This window comes from Kiloniellales bacterium, assembly GCA_030066685.1.
Taxonomy (GTDB): domain Bacteria; phylum Pseudomonadota; class Alphaproteobacteria; order Kiloniellales; family JAKSBE01; genus JAKSBE01.
Map to the genome: position 1 here is coordinate 14,916 of JASJBF010000008.1, position 13,820 is coordinate 28,735.

Annotated in this window: 14 protein-coding genes; 7 read left to right on the forward strand and 7 right to left on the reverse strand. The window is 67.2% G+C overall.

Annotated elements, in window-relative coordinates:
- Positions 1-164 precede the first annotated feature (164 nt).
- The 6 genes from QNJ30_07010 (at position 165) to QNJ30_07035 (ending at position 5,241) form a co-directional block, all read left to right on the forward strand.
- Entirely contained in the window at positions 165-362 is a 198-nt protein-coding gene (locus tag QNJ30_07010; GenBank protein MDJ0943194.1) for a hypothetical protein, read from the forward strand.
- A 193-nt stretch (positions 363-555) separates the two neighbouring features.
- Positions 556-1,662: an extracellular solute-binding protein gene (locus QNJ30_07015; protein ID MDJ0943195.1), complete on the forward strand. Its 1,107-nt coding sequence runs from the start codon at positions 556-558 to the stop codon at positions 1,660-1,662.
- Positions 1,663-1,744: 82 nt separating this feature from the next.
- Positions 1,745-2,797, forward strand: a complete 1,053-nt coding sequence (locus QNJ30_07020; protein MDJ0943196.1) for an ABC transporter ATP-binding protein — start codon at positions 1,745-1,747, stop codon at positions 2,795-2,797.
- Positions 2,794-3,648, forward strand: a complete 855-nt coding sequence (locus tag QNJ30_07025) for an ABC transporter permease (protein ID MDJ0943197.1) — start codon at positions 2,794-2,796, stop codon at positions 3,646-3,648. Before QNJ30_07020 ends, QNJ30_07025 begins: the two co-directional genes overlap by 4 nt.
- Positions 3,645-4,445: an ABC transporter permease gene (locus tag QNJ30_07030; protein ID MDJ0943198.1), complete on the forward strand. Its 801-nt coding sequence runs from the start codon at positions 3,645-3,647 to the stop codon at positions 4,443-4,445. Before QNJ30_07025 ends, QNJ30_07030 begins: the two co-directional genes overlap by 4 nt.
- Before the next feature lies 1 nt (position 4,446).
- Positions 4,447-5,241 (forward strand): carbon-nitrogen hydrolase family protein, encoded by a 795-nt coding sequence (locus QNJ30_07035; GenBank protein MDJ0943199.1) that lies wholly within the window; start codon positions 4,447-4,449, stop codon positions 5,239-5,241.
- Here QNJ30_07035 and speB read toward each other — a convergent pair.
- The gene (gene speB / locus QNJ30_07040) at positions 5,238-6,212 is read right to left on the reverse strand and encodes an agmatinase (protein ID MDJ0943200.1); all 975 of its coding nucleotides are present in this window, start codon (positions 6,210-6,212) and stop codon (positions 5,238-5,240) included. The genes QNJ30_07035 and speB overlap by 4 nt on opposite strands.
- 602 nt (positions 6,213-6,814) lie before the next feature.
- Here speB and QNJ30_07045 point away from each other — a divergent pair.
- Entirely contained in the window at positions 6,815-7,120 is a 306-nt protein-coding gene (locus QNJ30_07045; protein ID MDJ0943201.1) for a hypothetical protein, read from the forward strand.
- Positions 7,121-7,144: 24 nt separating this feature from the next.
- Here the strand turns inward: QNJ30_07045 and sucD are convergent, their stop codons facing one another.
- The 6 genes from sucD to QNJ30_07075 form a co-directional block, all read right to left on the reverse strand.
- Positions 7,145-8,026 carry a succinate--CoA ligase subunit alpha gene (gene sucD / locus QNJ30_07050; GenBank protein ID MDJ0943202.1) on the reverse strand — a complete coding sequence of 294 codons (882 nt, stop codon included), beginning with the start codon at positions 8,024-8,026 and terminating at the stop codon, positions 7,145-7,147.
- A complete protein-coding gene (gene sucC / locus QNJ30_07055; GenBank protein ID MDJ0943203.1) occupies positions 8,026-9,198 on the reverse strand; it encodes an ADP-forming succinate--CoA ligase subunit beta in 1,173 nt (390 codons plus the stop codon). The genes sucD and sucC overlap by 1 nt, the downstream gene beginning before the upstream one ends.
- A gap of 186 nt (positions 9,199-9,384) precedes the next feature.
- Positions 9,385-10,890 carry a tripartite tricarboxylate transporter permease gene (locus QNJ30_07060; protein ID MDJ0943204.1) on the reverse strand — a complete coding sequence of 502 codons (1,506 nt, stop codon included), beginning with the start codon at positions 10,888-10,890 and terminating at the stop codon, positions 9,385-9,387.
- 89 nt (positions 10,891-10,979) lie between these two features.
- Positions 10,980-11,477 carry a tripartite tricarboxylate transporter TctB family protein gene (locus QNJ30_07065; GenBank protein ID MDJ0943205.1) on the reverse strand — a complete coding sequence of 166 codons (498 nt, stop codon included), beginning with the start codon at positions 11,475-11,477 and terminating at the stop codon, positions 10,980-10,982.
- Positions 11,478-11,525: 48 nt separating this feature from the next.
- Entirely contained in the window at positions 11,526-12,518 is a 993-nt protein-coding gene (locus QNJ30_07070) for a tripartite tricarboxylate transporter substrate-binding protein (protein ID MDJ0943206.1), read from the reverse strand.
- A 366-nt stretch (positions 12,519-12,884) separates the two neighbouring features.
- Positions 12,885-13,751: a universal stress protein gene (locus tag QNJ30_07075; protein ID MDJ0943207.1), complete on the reverse strand. Its 867-nt coding sequence runs from the start codon at positions 13,749-13,751 to the stop codon at positions 12,885-12,887.
- Positions 13,752-13,820 lie beyond the last annotated feature (69 nt).

Below are 13,820 nucleotides of genomic sequence, written 5' to 3' on the forward strand. Positions count from 1 at the left end.
ATAATATAGTTAACGGGGAAGGGATGGAGGGAACGGCGAGTCGAGCCGGAATAGAGGCAACGGCCAATGGGCGTTCTCCGTTTCCGGCCGAGCCGCGATCACACTAAGGCTCAAGCCGAAGGGTTGCGACGCCGGCTTCTCTCCTGTTGATCGGGATGCGAGGTTTGCTGAGGGAGTTCTGGACCAGCGAGCGCGGCTCAGTAGCCGACGAATACGCTTTGATGGTCACCATGATCATCCTGATCGGTGCCGTCGGTCTCCACGCGGCCGGCCTGCCGCTGTCGGCGCTCGGCGACTTCATCGGCAGTACCTTCCATGGTGTCGCCGGCCTGCTGGGCCGGCCGCCCGAGGAACAGAACTGACCCGATCCCATTCAGCCGCCGACCAGCCACCCGCCGGGGTCTCGGCGGCTTTCCGCTTGTCTGTTCTCTGGGCCTAGCCGTGATGCTAGGCTGTATGCGGCCTTGGCGCCACGAGACAATGGACCGGAGGGGCGGTCCGCCTGTTGGTCGCCCGACCTCGGGGCCGAGAGAATAACAGGGAGAAAAAAAGGGGATGCCGAAACTCGATCGAGTCAGGGTGTCGCAGCCAGCCAGCCGCAGGCGTTTCCTGACCGGCGCTTCCGCGCTCGCCGGCGTGGCGGCGCTCGGCTTTCCGGCGGTCGTCGGCCGGGCCGCGGAGCCGCTGAAGGTCGGGACCTACGGCGGCTACTTCAAGGATTCCTTCGACAAGCACATCTACCCGGAGTTCACCAAAGAGACCGGCATCGAGATCGAGTCCATCGCCGAACCCACCGGCGAGGCCTGGCTGGTCCAGCTCGAGACCGCCGCTCGCGCGGGTCAGGCTCCGGCCGACGTCTCGATGATGGCCCAGGTCGCCATGCTCAAGGGCCAGTCGTCCCGGCTCTGGACGCCGCTCGAGCTCGGCAGGATTCCCAACGCCAAGAACCTGCTGCCGCAGTACCTGCACCGCTATCCCGACGGCAAGGTCGACGGGATCGGCGCCGTCGCCTGGTACATCACCCTGGTCAGCAACACCGACGCCTACGCCGAGCCACCGAGCTCCTGGGCCGAGTTCTGGGATCCGAAGAACGAGGGCAAGCTCGGGCTGCTCGCCCTGGTCAGCAACTCCTTCCTTCTGGAGATCACCGCGAAGACTTTCTTCGGCGGGACCGAGTTCCTCAACACCGAGGAGAACATCCTCAAGGTCCTGGACAAGCTGGCCGAACTCAAGCCCAACGTGGCGCTGTGGTACCGCGACGAGGGCCAGTTCCAGCAGGCCCTGCAGTCGGGCGAAATCCCGATGGGCCAGTACTATCACGACGTGGCCGGGCTGGCCGCGGCCGACGGCCATCCGGTGCGCTCGACCTTTCCCAAGGAAGGCGGGGTCAACGACTCCGGCTGCTGGGCGCTGTCGCGCGCATCCAAGCGCGAAACGGAAGCGCTGGTCTTCATGGACTACATGTGCCGGCCGGAGATCCAGGCGAAGCTGGCGCGCAAGGTCGGGACCGCGCCCACGGTGCGCCGCGAGCTGACTGACCTGACCGATGCGGAGTTCGCCGCTGTCTCCAGCGACATAGAGCCGATCATTCCGCGCTACGACCTCTACCAGGCCAAGTCCGACTGGCTGAACCAGAAGTGGACCGAGCTGGTCACCGGCTGATTTCACCTCGGCCCGGGGCACAAGCCGCGCCTCGGGCCACCGCCGTCTTTCCCTGATGCCGCGAATCTGCTGACCTGCCGTCATGTCCGGTTTGCTTCTCGACAGGATCGACAAGCGCTTCGGGTCGGTCGTCGCTTTGAGCGACGTTCGGCTGGAGATCGCCCACGGCCAGTTCGTCTGCCTGCTCGGCCCCTCGGGCTGCGGCAAGACGACCTTGCTGCGGATCATCGCCGGCCTGGAGGCGCCCGGCGCCGGTCGCGTCCTGCTGGACGGCGAGGACATCACCGAGCAGCCGGTCCACCAGCGCGGCTTCGGTATGGTCTTTCAGTCCCTGGCGCTGTTTCCACACCTGACGGTCGGGGAGAACATCGCCTACGGCCTGAGGGTTCGCGGCCTGGCGAGGCCTGAGCAGGAGTTTCGGGTCGACGAGCTCCTGGAGCTGGTGCGCCTGCCCGGCCTCGCCGAGCGGCACGTCGTCCAGCTGTCGGGCGGTCAGCGGCAGCGGGTCGCGATCGCCAGGGCCCTGGCCCTGAAGCCCAAGCTCTTCCTGCTCGACGAGCCGCTCTCGGCCCTGGACGCCAAGCTACGCGAGGAGATGCAGATCGAGCTGCGCCTGCTGCAGCAGCAGCTCGGCATCACCACCATCGTCGTGACCCACGACCAGCGCGAAGCCATGACCATGGCCGACCTGGTGGTGGTGATGGGCGACAACCGGGTCCAACAGTCCGGCGCGCCGCTCGACATCTACCGGCGCCCGGTCAACCGCTTCGTGGCCGATTTCATCGGCACCAGCAACCTCCTTCCGGGTCGCCTGCGCGATGGCGCGGTGGAGGTCGCGGGCGCCCGTCTCGCCGTCGCCGAGGTGGGGCCCGGGCTGGACGAAGGCGGCGAGGCCAGCCTCTGCATCCGGCCCGAGGAGGTCCGTCTGCTTGCGCCGGGGGAGGCGGGCGCCAACCGCCTGCCCGGACGGATCAGCTTCGTGCGGGACCTCGGCGCCACGGTGCAGATCTCCCTGGACTGCGCCGGGACCCAGGTGCTCTGTCTGACCATGCCGGAGCAGCACGGCGAGTTCCGACAGGGCGGGGCGGTCACGGTCGAGCTGCCGGCCGCCGCCTGCCTGGCGCTGGCGCCGTGATCCGCGCCGCGCCCAAGGGACGAGAGCTCGCACTCGGCGCCTACCCGCTGGCCATGCTGGCGGTCTTCTTCCTGATGCCCTTCGGGATCATGCTGGCGGTCAGCGTCTTCCACCGAGTCCAGGGCGGCTTCTACGAGCCCGGCTTCGAGCTGGCCTCCTACGCCCGCTTCTTCACGCCCTTCTTCGGCGGCATCCTGGGTTTCTCGCTGGGCCTCGCCGGGCTCACCTCCTTGCTCTGCGTCGCCCTTGGCTTTCCCTTCACCTATTTTTTGACCCGCATGGCACGCCGCCGCCAGGTGCCCTTCCTGGTCTTCATCCTGTCCGTGCTCTCCCTGTCCGAGGTGATCATCGGCTTCTGTTGGTCGATTCTGCTGTCGCGCACGGCCGGTCTGTCCAACCTCTTCGTCGCCCTGGGGCTGCTCGAGGCGCCGGCCGCCTGGACACCCGGGTTCGGCGCCCTGCTGGCAGGCCTCTGCTACTTGGCGCTGCCCTACGCGGTCCTGGTGCTCTATCCCGCGCTGAGCCGCCTCGATCCGGAGCTGGTCGAGGCCGCGCGCAGCCTCGGGGCCTCGCCGCTGCGCAGCTTCTTCACCGTCGTGGTCCCGGTCCTGCGCCCGGCCATCGTCGCCGCCCTGGTCATGGTCTTCGTGTTTACCCTGGGTGCCTACCTGCTGCCGCAGCTTCTCGGGCAGCCGCAGCACTGGACTCTGTCGGTGCTGATCACCGACCAGGCGATCTACCAGTCGAACCTGCCCTTTGCCGCGGCCATGGCGATCTTCCTGCTGGCGGTCAGCCTGCCCCTGGTCGGCCTGACCCAATGGCTGGGCCGCCGGCGGAGCCCGGCGCTATGAGCCGGGCCCTGCGCCGCGCCTATATTGCGGTTCTGGTGCTGTTCCTCTGCGCGCCGCTGATCGTGGTCGTCGGCGTCTCGCTCAACGCCAAGAAGCAGCTCCTTTTTCCCCCGGCGGGGACCTCGCTGCGCTGGTATGCCGAGCTTTTCGAAGACGATGCCTGGCTGGGCGCCGTGGCCAACTCGCTTCTGATCGCCATGACCTCGGCCCTGGTGGCGCTGTCGATCGCCCTGCCGCTGGCCTATTTCCTGTGGCGCTACCGGGTCCGCTACGCCCGCGCGTTCTTCGCCCTCGGCGTTGCGCCCTTCCTTCTGCCGCCGGTGATCACCGCCCTCGGCTTCCTGATCTTCTGGGCGACCCTGGGGTTCTACGGCCAGCTGCCGGCGGTGGTGATCTCCCACGGCATCTTCTTCGTCACCCTGCCGCTGGTCACCCTGTCGCTGGGCTTCGAAGCCATCGATCCGGCCCTGGTCGAGGCGGCCGAGACCCTGGGCGCCGACCGGCGGCGGGTCTTCCGGACCGTGATCCTGCCCCTGGTCCGGCCCTATCTGGTGTCCGGCTATGCCTTTGCCTTTGTGCTCAGCCTCAACGAGTATATCGTGGCTTACATGGTGGCGGGTTTCACGGTAGAGACCCTGCCGATCAAGATCTTCAACAGCCTGCGATATGGCTACACCCCGGTGATGGCGGTGGTCGCCGTCCTCTTTGCCCTGCTGGCCGCCCTGATCTTCGCTCTGGTCGGCCGCTTCGGCAATCTGCCGCGCCTGCTCGGCGCCCTGGGGCCGGGGGAGAAATGACATGCGCGTAGCCCTGCTTCAGGATTCCGGCGTTCCAGGCGAGCCGACCGACAACCTCGAACGCCTGGCCATGGCGGCCCGCCGGGCGGCCTCCGAGACGATCGACCTGCTGATCGCGCCCGAGCTCTACCTCACCGGCTACAACCTCGGCGATCGGCTGCGCGACCTGGCGGAGCCGGCCGACGGCCCTTCCGCGAAGCGGGTCGCCGAGATCGCGGCGGAGACCGGCGTGGCGCTGCTCTACGGCTATCCGGAAGCGGCGGGCAAGAAGTTCTACAACGCGGCGCTGCTGGTCGACGGCGCCGGGGCTGTCCGCGCCAACTACCGCAAGACGCACCTCTTCGGGCCGGAGGAGAAGCGCATCTTCTCGCCCGGCACGGAGCTGATGCTGGTCGAACTCGGCTCGATGACGCTGGGTCTTCTGATCTGCTACGACGTCGAGTTCCCGGAAGCCGTGCGTGCCCTGGTCCTGGCCGGTGCCGATCTGATCGCGGTTCCGACCGCCCTGATGCGACCCTACGAGAACGTCCCTGAGCAGATGGTGCCGGCACGGGCCTTCGAGAACCAGGTCTTCATCGCCTATGCCAACCGCTGTGGCCAGGAAGGCGAGCTGACCTACTGCGGGATGAGCTGTGTCATCGCGCCGGACGGCAAGCCTCTGATCCAGTCCGGCCGCGGCGAAGCCTTTCTGGTCGCCGAGGTCGACCCGGCGGCCTATGCGGAGTCGCGCGCGACCAACCCCTATCTCGATGACCGGCGCCCGGCCCTCTACGAGCGCGCGCCGAAGCGGCTTTAGCCGGCCTTGCGGGCCGCCAGGGAATCGGCGACCACGCAGAGGATCTCGTAGAGGATGGTGGCCCCGACCAGAGCGGTGTTGCCGCTGGGGTCGAAGGGGGGCGCAACCTCGACGACATCGCCGCCGATCAGGTTGAGGCTGCGCAGGCCGCGAATCATGATCTGTGCCTCGATCACCGAAAAGCCGCCGCACTCCGGTGTCCCGGTGCCGGGTGCGAAGACCGGGTCCAGGCCGTCGACGTCGAAGCTGATGTAGGTGGGGCCGTCGCCGACGATGCCGCGGGCCTCTTGGATCACGTCCTTGGGGCCGCGCTCGTAGAGTTCCTCCATGTAGACCACGCGCATGCCCGACTCGTGGCTGAAGCTCCAGATGTCCGGGTCGTTGATCGCCCCGCGGATGCCGATCTGCACGGTGCGCTTGGGATCGAGCAGGCCTTCCTCGACCGCCCGCTTGAAAGGGGCGCCGTGGTGGAACTTGGAGCCCAGGTAATCGTCGCCGGTGTCGCAGTGGGCGTCGAAGTGGATCATGCCGACCGGGCGCTCGGCCGCGATGCCGCGGAACACCGGCAGGGTGACCGAGTGATCGCCGCCGGCCGAGACCGGGACCGTATCGGCGCCGTGGAGCCGCCGGTAGAAGGCGGCGATCTCCTCCAGCGCGCCCTCGAGCTCGAAGGGTCGCTCCACCCAGGCGTCGCCGGCGTCGGCGATCCGGCAGAGCGCGAAGGGATCGATTCCGGTCGCCTGGTTGATCCGGCGCATCAGGCTGGACTGGTTCCGGATCTCCCGTGGCCCGTGCCGGGCGCCGGGGCGGTTGGTGACGCCGCCGTCGAACGGGATGCCGACCAGGGCGATGTCAAGCGCTGCGGGGTCTTCCTCATAGGGCGCGCGCATGAAGGTCGGGAGCCCGGTATAGCGGGGCCGCACCATGGGATCGGCGAACTCCGGATACTTGTAGCTTCTCTCGTCGGCCATCTCTGTCTGTTTGTCCCTTTTGAGCCTGTCCCTGCCGGGGCGGTCGCCGCCGCGACGCCGATCACGGCTGGCAGCTTACTCTCTGGCGCGCTCGGCAGGCAAAGGCGGTGTGCGGGTTTTCGGCCTCCCGGGCGTCACGACGAGCCGCGCCGCGGCGCGCTGGGCTTATCGCCTAGGCGGATACGGAATCTCCCCGGGTTCAATACTTATGCCTTTTGGGCTAATAACGGGGCAACGAATTTGCTGCACACCATGCTCTGGCGAAAGTCGAAGCTTCGCCACGCCCTCCGCTCAGGAAGATGCGCGGGCAAACCTGGCCACGGCTGTGACAAATTTAGGCCCCGTATCGCCCCAGGGATCTTTCAGCCGCGGTAGCAATCCTTGGTTGCTGTACTTCGGTCGGCACACCATACTTGGATTAACCCACCCCTGACCATGAACGAGGAGCTCAGGCCTTCAATGGCGGCACGTATCGCCTGCAGGCCTTGAGGTTTTGGCCGCACTTCGCGGCGGCGCGCCGGTCTCCGACGGGCGCCTTTCGAAGCCTCGAGTCCGCTGTCGGCGACGCCTCGGGCCGGTAATAGGTCAGACGGGAGTCAGGCATGCAAGCTGTGATCCAACTTCGGTCGGACGTCGCCGCGCTGCTGTACGGGGGATCGGTGGAATGCGCCGATCGCGAAGAGCTGAGGAAGATCAAGCAGGACCTGGAAGAGGCCCTCAGCCGCTGGGGCCTGACCTTGAGCCCCGCGCACCCGGCCCGCCAGGACGCCGAGCTGAAGCGCTATTTCCTGCTGACCGGGCCGGCCGAACAGAGAGCCGAGGATGTGCTCCTGTCGCTGCGCCGCCTGGAAGCGGTGACCGCCGCCTATTCGAATCCGCAGCCGCAGACGGTGGGCGCCTGCGGCTGATCGCGGCGCCGCGCCCCGCGCCGATCAGGACGCGCCGTCCAGGGCCTGGCGCATGGCGTGGCCGATCAGGTTGGCGCTCTCGACCACGATGACTCCCGCCTTCTCCAGGGCCCGGATCTTGTCCATGGCATCGCCCTGCCCCAGCAGGTCGACGGTCCCGGCATGGCCCATGCGGCGCTCCGGCGGTGCGTTCATCCCGGCGACGTAGGCGACCACCGGCTTTTTCGGGCGGCGGTCCTCCAGGAAGGCAGCGGCGTCCTGCTCCGCACGGCCGCCGATCTCGCCGATCAGGACGATCCCCGCCGTCTTGGGGTCGGCCAGGAAAAGCGCCAGGCAGTCGACGAAGTCCAGGCCGTGGACCGGGTCGCCGCCGATGCCCAGGGAGGTCGACTGGCCCAGGCGGAAGCGGGTGGTCTGGGCCACCGCCTCATAGGCCAGGGTGGCGGAGCGCGAGGCGATGCCGATGCGCCCCGGCTTGTGCGGGCGATCCGGCATGACGCCGATCCGGCAGGCCTCCGGCGTGATGATGCCGTAGGAGTTGGGCCCGATGACCCGGGTCTTGGATCCGGCCAGGGCCTGCTTGACCCGCACCATGTCGAGCACCGGCACGCGCTCGGTAACGCAGACCACCAGAGGGATCTCGGCCTCGATGGCCTCGATCATCGCCGCGGCGGCCTGGGCCGGCGGCACGAAGACCCCGGTGGCGTCCGGCCGGGTCTCCGCCACCGCCTGCGCGACGCTGTCGAAGACCGGCAGGCTCAGGTGCGTGGAGCCGCCCTTGCCGGGCGTGACGCCGCCGACTACCCGGGTGCCCGAGGCGATGGCCCGCTCGGCCATGCGGGTCGCGGTGGCGCCGGTCAGGCCTTGAAAGACGACCCGCGTGTCTTGGTCGACCAGGATGCCCATCACGCGCCTCCCGCCTGGGCCAGCCGCAGCGCTTCGTCGACGGCCTCGCCCAAGTCGTCGAAGACGGCGGCGGGGACGCCCTGGTTGCGCAGGGTCATCTCGCCCAGCTCCTTGGCGGTGCCGGCGCCCCGGAAGACGATCGGCAGCTTCCGCGCCGAGGTCCGATAGGCCTCCGCCACGCCTTCGGCAAGGGTGTCGCAGCGCAGGATGCCACCGCCCATGGCGTTGACCAGGATGACCCGGACCCGCGGCGACCGCAGCAGGATGCCTAGGCCCTCGGCGATCTGGGCGCCGCTGGCCACCGGGCGCACGTCCATGAAGTTGGCCGGTTCGCCGCCGCGCCGCTTGATCATGTCGATGGTCGCCAGGCAGAGCCCGGCACCGGTCACCATCAGGCCGATGTCGCCGTCCAGCCGGACGTAGTTCATCTCGAAGCGATGAGCCTCGCGCTCCTGCGGGTCGCTTTCGTCTTCGTCGCGCAGGGCTTCCAGCTCCGGGTGCCGGAAGAGCGCGTTGTCGTCGAGCACCATCTTGACATCGAGGACCGCCAGCTCCCCGGATTTCGTGACCGCCAGAGGATTAAGCTCGATCAGGCTGGCGTCGAAGGCGAGAAAGGCCTTCCAGACCGCGGCGAAGACCCCGGCCGCCGCTTTGGCGGCTTCGCCGGCGAGCCCGAGCCCTGCGGCCATGGCGGCAAAGTCCGTGTGTTCGGGGTCCATCCCGGCATCGGAGGAAAGGCGGACCAGGCCCTCCGCAGCGGCCAGGCCGGCCTCGACGTCCTCCCCGCCGGTCGGGCTGGCGATCAGGGTCAGGCAGCCTGCCGCGCGGTCGACCAGGGCGGCCAGGTAGATTTCCCGCTCGATCTCGACGGCCTTCTCGACGTAAACCGACGTGACCAGCAGCCCTTCGCGGCCGGTCTGACCGGTGACCAGCGGTCGGCCCAGGAGCTCGCGCGCGGCCTCGGCCACCGTCTCGCGCGATTCGGCGAAGCGGACGCCGCCGGCCTGCTTCCGCCGGCCGGCGTGGATCTGGGCCTTGACCGCCCAGCTCCGGCCGCCCAGGACCTGGGCCAGGGCCGAGGCCTCCTCGGGCGTCGTCGCCACGCCGCCCTGCGGGCTCGGCAGGCCGTAGTCGCGCAGCAGGCTCTTGGCTTGGTGTTCGTGGAGGTTCATGGCCGTCCTCCCGGCTTGCGTTCCGAAGCGCGCCATCCCCGGCCCGAACACGGAAGTTCGCACTCGGCGGCCCCTTCGTCGCACTCTGGTATGTGGTATACCACGATTTCGGCGCCAAAGCAACCTCTTCGAACCCTCGGCCTCGGCCCGCCGGTGTTCGGGTCGGAACAGGACTTCGCCCGTGGTTCAGCCCGCCTTCCGAAGGCGCCGCGCGAGCGTCTTGAACAGCGGCAGGAAGATCAGGATCAGGGCGATGATCGTGATCGGCCCGGCGATCGGGCGGTTGATGAAGATCATGGGGTCGCCGTTGGAGATCAGCAGGGACTGCCGCAGCGCGGGCTCCGCGATCGGCCCCAGCACGATCGCCAGCACCGCCGGCGCCAAGGGATAGTCGAGCTTGCGCAGCAGGTAGCCGCCGGCACCGAAGATCAGCATCAGCCAGACGTCGTGCATCTTCTGGGTCGGCGCGTAGCCGCCGACTAGGCTGAGCACGAAGATGATCGGTGCCAGGATGGTGAAGGGCATCTTCAGCATCCAGAGAAAGGCCGGAATGAAGACGATGTTGATCAGCACCGCGAAGAGGTTGGCGGCGTAGAGGCTGGCGATCAGGCCCCAGACGAACTCGGTCTGGTCGACGAAGAGAAGGGGGCCGGGGACCAATCCCCAGATCACCATGCCGCCCAAAAGGATCGCCGTGGTCGGCGAGCCCGGAATCCCCAGGGTCAGCATCGGCAGCATGGCGCCGGTCGAGGCGGCGTTGTTGGCGGCCTCCGGCGCGACCACGCCCGAGACCTCGCCCTTGCCGTAGTTCTCCGGCGTCTTGGAGATCATCTTGGCGACGCCGTAGGACATCAGGGAGCCCGGCGTGGCGCCCGCTGCGGGCAAGATGCCGACGAAGAATCCGAGAAGGGAACTGGACATGGCGACCTTCCAGGTGCCCAGCAGTTCCTTCAGGTTGTTGAGGATGCGATCGACCGTGATCACCGCCTTCGACATCATGGAATCGCCTTCGGTCTTCTCGATGGTCCAAAGCATCTCGCCGATGCCGTAGATGCCGATCGCCAGGACCAGGAAGTTGATTCCGCTCATGAAGCCGATGATGTCGAAGAAGATCAGCCGCGGCTCGCCGCTCATGATGTCGAGGCCGACCGCGCTGAAGACCAGCCCGATGCAGATCGAGAAGATGGTCTTGGGGATGTCGTCGCTGCCCAGGCCGACGAAGGTGGCGAAGGCCAGGAGCATCAGGGCGAAGATCTCCGGATCGCCGAAGTCGAGGGCGATGCTGGCCAAGGCGGGGGCGAAGCCGGTGAAGAGTACGATCGAGATCGTGCCGCCGAAGAAGGAGGCGAGGGCGGCCGCGACCAGAGCCTTGTCGGCCTCGCCTCTCAACGCCAAGGGACGGCCATCGAAGGTCGTCGCGACCGCCGTCGAAGCGCCGGGAATGCCGAGCATGATCGAGCTGATGGCGCCGCCGTACATGGCGCCGTAGTAGATGGCCGCCAGGAAGATCATCGCCGAGGTCGGGGGGACCAGGAAGGTCATCGGCAGCAGGATCGCCACGCCGTTGACGGACCCGAGGCCCGGCATGGCCCCGATGAAGAGCCCGACCACAACGCCCAGGATGACGAGCCCCATGTTCAGGGGATCGAAGGCGATGAGGAAGCCGTCCGTCAGGTGCTGCAAGATTTCCATGCGTCTCTTCCCGGACCTTTGAGCGATCCTCTCCTCTTGACGCAGCGTCCCAAGGCCTGCGCCGCCTCGCTACCTGCAGGTGCCCGACCCTATAAGAAGATGTCGTAGAGCGGCAGAAACAGGGGCTCGAGATAGCCCTTGGGCAGAACGATCCTCATCGCGACGTCGAAGAAGAAGAAGGTGACGATCGGCGCGGAGACCGAGATCAGCATCGTCGTCGGCCAGGCATGCCGGCCGAGGAAGCGGATGTAGTAGATCAGGAACACCAGGATCGCGCCGTACATCCCGACGAAATGAACCAGGGCGATCATGACGGTGACGCCGCCGCCCACTAGAAGGAATTTCTTCTTGGCGGCCGAGTCCATGTATTGCTGGTCCGACACAGACTGCGGGCTTTTGCGCCGGAACCAGTTGATGGCGATCCAAAGGCAGCACAGCAGCATGACTGCGGCCAGCCAGAAGGAGAAGGCGCCGCCCCCCGGGCCCTCGTCTTCGATCCAGCCGATGGGGAGCTCTGCGCTCTTGACCATCAGATAGATCGAAAAGAGCGCCATCAGCGCTGCGGTGATGATCTCCGCCCTACGCATGATGGCGCCCTTTCGAGTCTCGACGTGTCGTGCCGTCCACGTTGGAGGTTACAGGGCCCCCATCTTGGCCAGCATCTGCTTGTGGATCTCGCGCTCCTTCAGCCAGTAGTCCTTGAGCGCCGCGCCGGTCAGGAACTCACCCTGAAGGCTCTTCTTCTTCCGATAGTCCTGCCACTCGGAGGACTCGAAGACCTTCTGGAAAAGCGCCTGGTAGTAGGCGGCCGCCTCGTCGCTCATGCCCGGGGCACCGACGACGCTGCGCTGCATGAAGTAGACGAACTCGTTACCCAGCTCGCCAAAGGTCGGCGCGTCGGGAAACATCTCCAACCGCTTTGGCGTGAAGGCGGCCAGGGGCACCGTCGTGCCGGCGGCATAGAAGCCTTCCTGCTCGGAGGGGTTGTTGACCGTGGAGTTGGCGTGCTTGCCGGCCAGCTGCTTGGCCACCTTGCCGCCGCCCTTGTAGGGCACGTACTTCATCTTCAGGCCATAGGCCGCATTGAGGAAATCGGTCAGCAGCTGGTCTTCCTGCAACTTGCCGGTGCCGGCCATGATCCAGCCGTCGCCGGCCGCCTTGGCCGCCTTGACGAAGTCATCGACGTTCTTGATGCCGGAGTCCTTGTGGACCCAAAGGAGGAAAGTGTCCTCGGCCATGCGCGCGACCGGCGTGAAGGCCTCGATGTCGACCTCCAGCTTCGGCTGCCGCAGTGGCGTGGTGTAGAAACTGTTGAGGGTCACCATGATGGTGTGATTGGGATCCGACTTGGCCTTGTCCTTGAGGTAGACCAAGGCCTCGGCGCCCGAGCCGCCAGGCTTGTTGATCGGCGTGAGCGGCTTGGCGGCCCAGCCGTTCTTCTCGATGACCGTCTGCATCAGCCGCGCCATCTTGTCGGCACCGCCGCCCTTGCCGGCCATGATCACGAACTCTACGGGCTTCTTGGGCTCCCAGGCGGCGGTCGCCGCGCCGGGCAGCGTAAAGGACGCAACCGAGCCAAGAGCAACGGCAGCAGCCAGCCCCAGAAGGTGTCTTCTCGTCTTCGCCATGATTTGTCCTCCCAGACATCTTGCGCGTTCGTCGGTGCAGGCTTTCGCAACCGAGGAACGAGGTCGAGTATAGCGCCTCCTGCAGCTTTCAAAAGCGAGGATCGTCCTCTCGATTGCCCTCACCCGCACTCGGTCTCTTTTTGGCGTATGGTATACCAGCGTCTGATTGTAACAGATCGGCAGTGCAGTTCAATGGCCTTGCCCGCAGAAATCCTCCGGTTCCGACAGAGCTTGCGCTCCGCTCGGCGAGCCCGGCCGAAGAGGGCTGGGTTTCGAGGCCGAAGGGCCCGCCCGAAAAAACATTCGAGCTAAATCCAAGAATTGCCACCGGCTGCCATCGTGATCCTGTTTCCGAAACCCTCCGGCTCAGTGGCAGAGCAGGACCGGGAGGTCGGATTCGTCAATTACATGTTGGGTCACCCCGCCCATGATCAGCTCCCGGCGCCGGCTCTGCCCGTAAGCACCCATGAGCAGCAGGTCCGCGCCGGCCTCCCTGGTTGCCAGAAGCAGGGCCTGGCCGACCTCGCTGCCGCGGGCGGTCTGGCTGCGGACCTCGGCGACGATCCCGTGGTCGGACAGGTAGTCCCTGACCGCCGCCGGGGCCAGGGCCTCCTTGGTGCCCGTGGACACCGCAAGGAGCGTGACCTTGTCCGCCGCGGCCAGGACCGGCAGGGTGGCGGCGATGGCGCGGGCCGCCTCGGTGCTGCCGTTCCAGGCGACTGCGACGTGCGCGCCGAGCGGACCGGCGAGCGGCTTCGGAGGACAGAGCAGCACCGGGCGTCCGGACTCCAGCAAGGCGGCCTCCAGCGTGTTCAGGCCGAGGTTGCGGCTGTGGTCTGGCTGGGCGACGACGACGACGTCTGCGAGGCGGCCGAGCACCCCGACGATCGCGGCCTGTTTGCCGGTTTCCTCGCGCCAGGACACCGACATGCGGTCCCTCGGCCAGGGCCGCGCCGTGACGACCGTGAGCTGGTGGCGCCGGCAGTAGTCCTCGAAGAGCGTCTTGACGCGCTGCTCCTCCTCGTTGGCGAGGCTGCCGGCGGAGGCCGTGATCTCCTGCTTTAGGGCGGCCGGAACGAAGACTCCGAAGGGTAGGAGGTCCTCGGGGTTCGGACGGCAGTGGACGATGTCCAGGTGGGCGTCGAAGCGCCGTCCAAGCGCCAGGGCATGGTTCAGCACCCCTTCGCCGAGGCCGTCGCCGCGCACCGGAACCAGGATCGTGTGTAGCGTCATCTCGGCCTCCCCAGACCGTGGCCCGGCCAAGCGCTGGGCCTGGTTATTCTTCTCCTCCCGACGGGGCCG

What these genes read in the sequence shown, in the direction of transcription:
- QNJ30_07015 (MDJ0943195.1), top strand. Translation starts at nt 556, where the DNA reads ATGCCGAAACTCGATCGAGTCAGGGTGTCGCAGCCAGCCAGCCGCAGG.
- QNJ30_07020 (MDJ0943196.1), top strand. Translation starts at nt 1,745, where the DNA reads ATGTCCGGTTTGCTTCTCGACAGGATCGACAAGCGCTTCGGGTCGGTC.
- QNJ30_07030 (MDJ0943198.1), top strand. Translation starts at nt 3,645, where the DNA reads ATGAGCCGGGCCCTGCGCCGCGCCTATATTGCGGTTCTGGTGCTGTTC.
- QNJ30_07035 (MDJ0943199.1), top strand. Translation starts at nt 4,447, where the DNA reads ATGCGCGTAGCCCTGCTTCAGGATTCCGGCGTTCCAGGCGAGCCGACC.
- speB (MDJ0943200.1), bottom strand. Translation starts at nt 6,212, where the DNA reads ATGGCCGACGAGAGAAGCTACAAGTATCCGGAGTTCGCCGATCCCATG.
- QNJ30_07045 (MDJ0943201.1), top strand. Translation starts at nt 6,815, where the DNA reads ATGCAAGCTGTGATCCAACTTCGGTCGGACGTCGCCGCGCTGCTGTAC.
- sucD (MDJ0943202.1), bottom strand. Translation starts at nt 8,026, where the DNA reads ATGGGCATCCTGGTCGACCAAGACACGCGGGTCGTCTTTCAAGGCCTG.
- sucC (MDJ0943203.1), bottom strand. Translation starts at nt 9,198, where the DNA reads ATGAACCTCCACGAACACCAAGCCAAGAGCCTGCTGCGCGACTACGGC.
- QNJ30_07060 (MDJ0943204.1), bottom strand. Translation starts at nt 10,890, where the DNA reads ATGGAAATCTTGCAGCACCTGACGGACGGCTTCCTCATCGCCTTCGAT.
- QNJ30_07065 (MDJ0943205.1), bottom strand. Translation starts at nt 11,477, where the DNA reads ATGCGTAGGGCGGAGATCATCACCGCAGCGCTGATGGCGCTCTTTTCG.
- QNJ30_07070 (MDJ0943206.1), bottom strand. Translation starts at nt 12,518, where the DNA reads ATGGCGAAGACGAGAAGACACCTTCTGGGGCTGGCTGCTGCCGTTGCT.
- QNJ30_07075 (MDJ0943207.1), bottom strand. Translation starts at nt 13,751, where the DNA reads ATGACGCTACACACGATCCTGGTTCCGGTGCGCGGCGACGGCCTCGGC.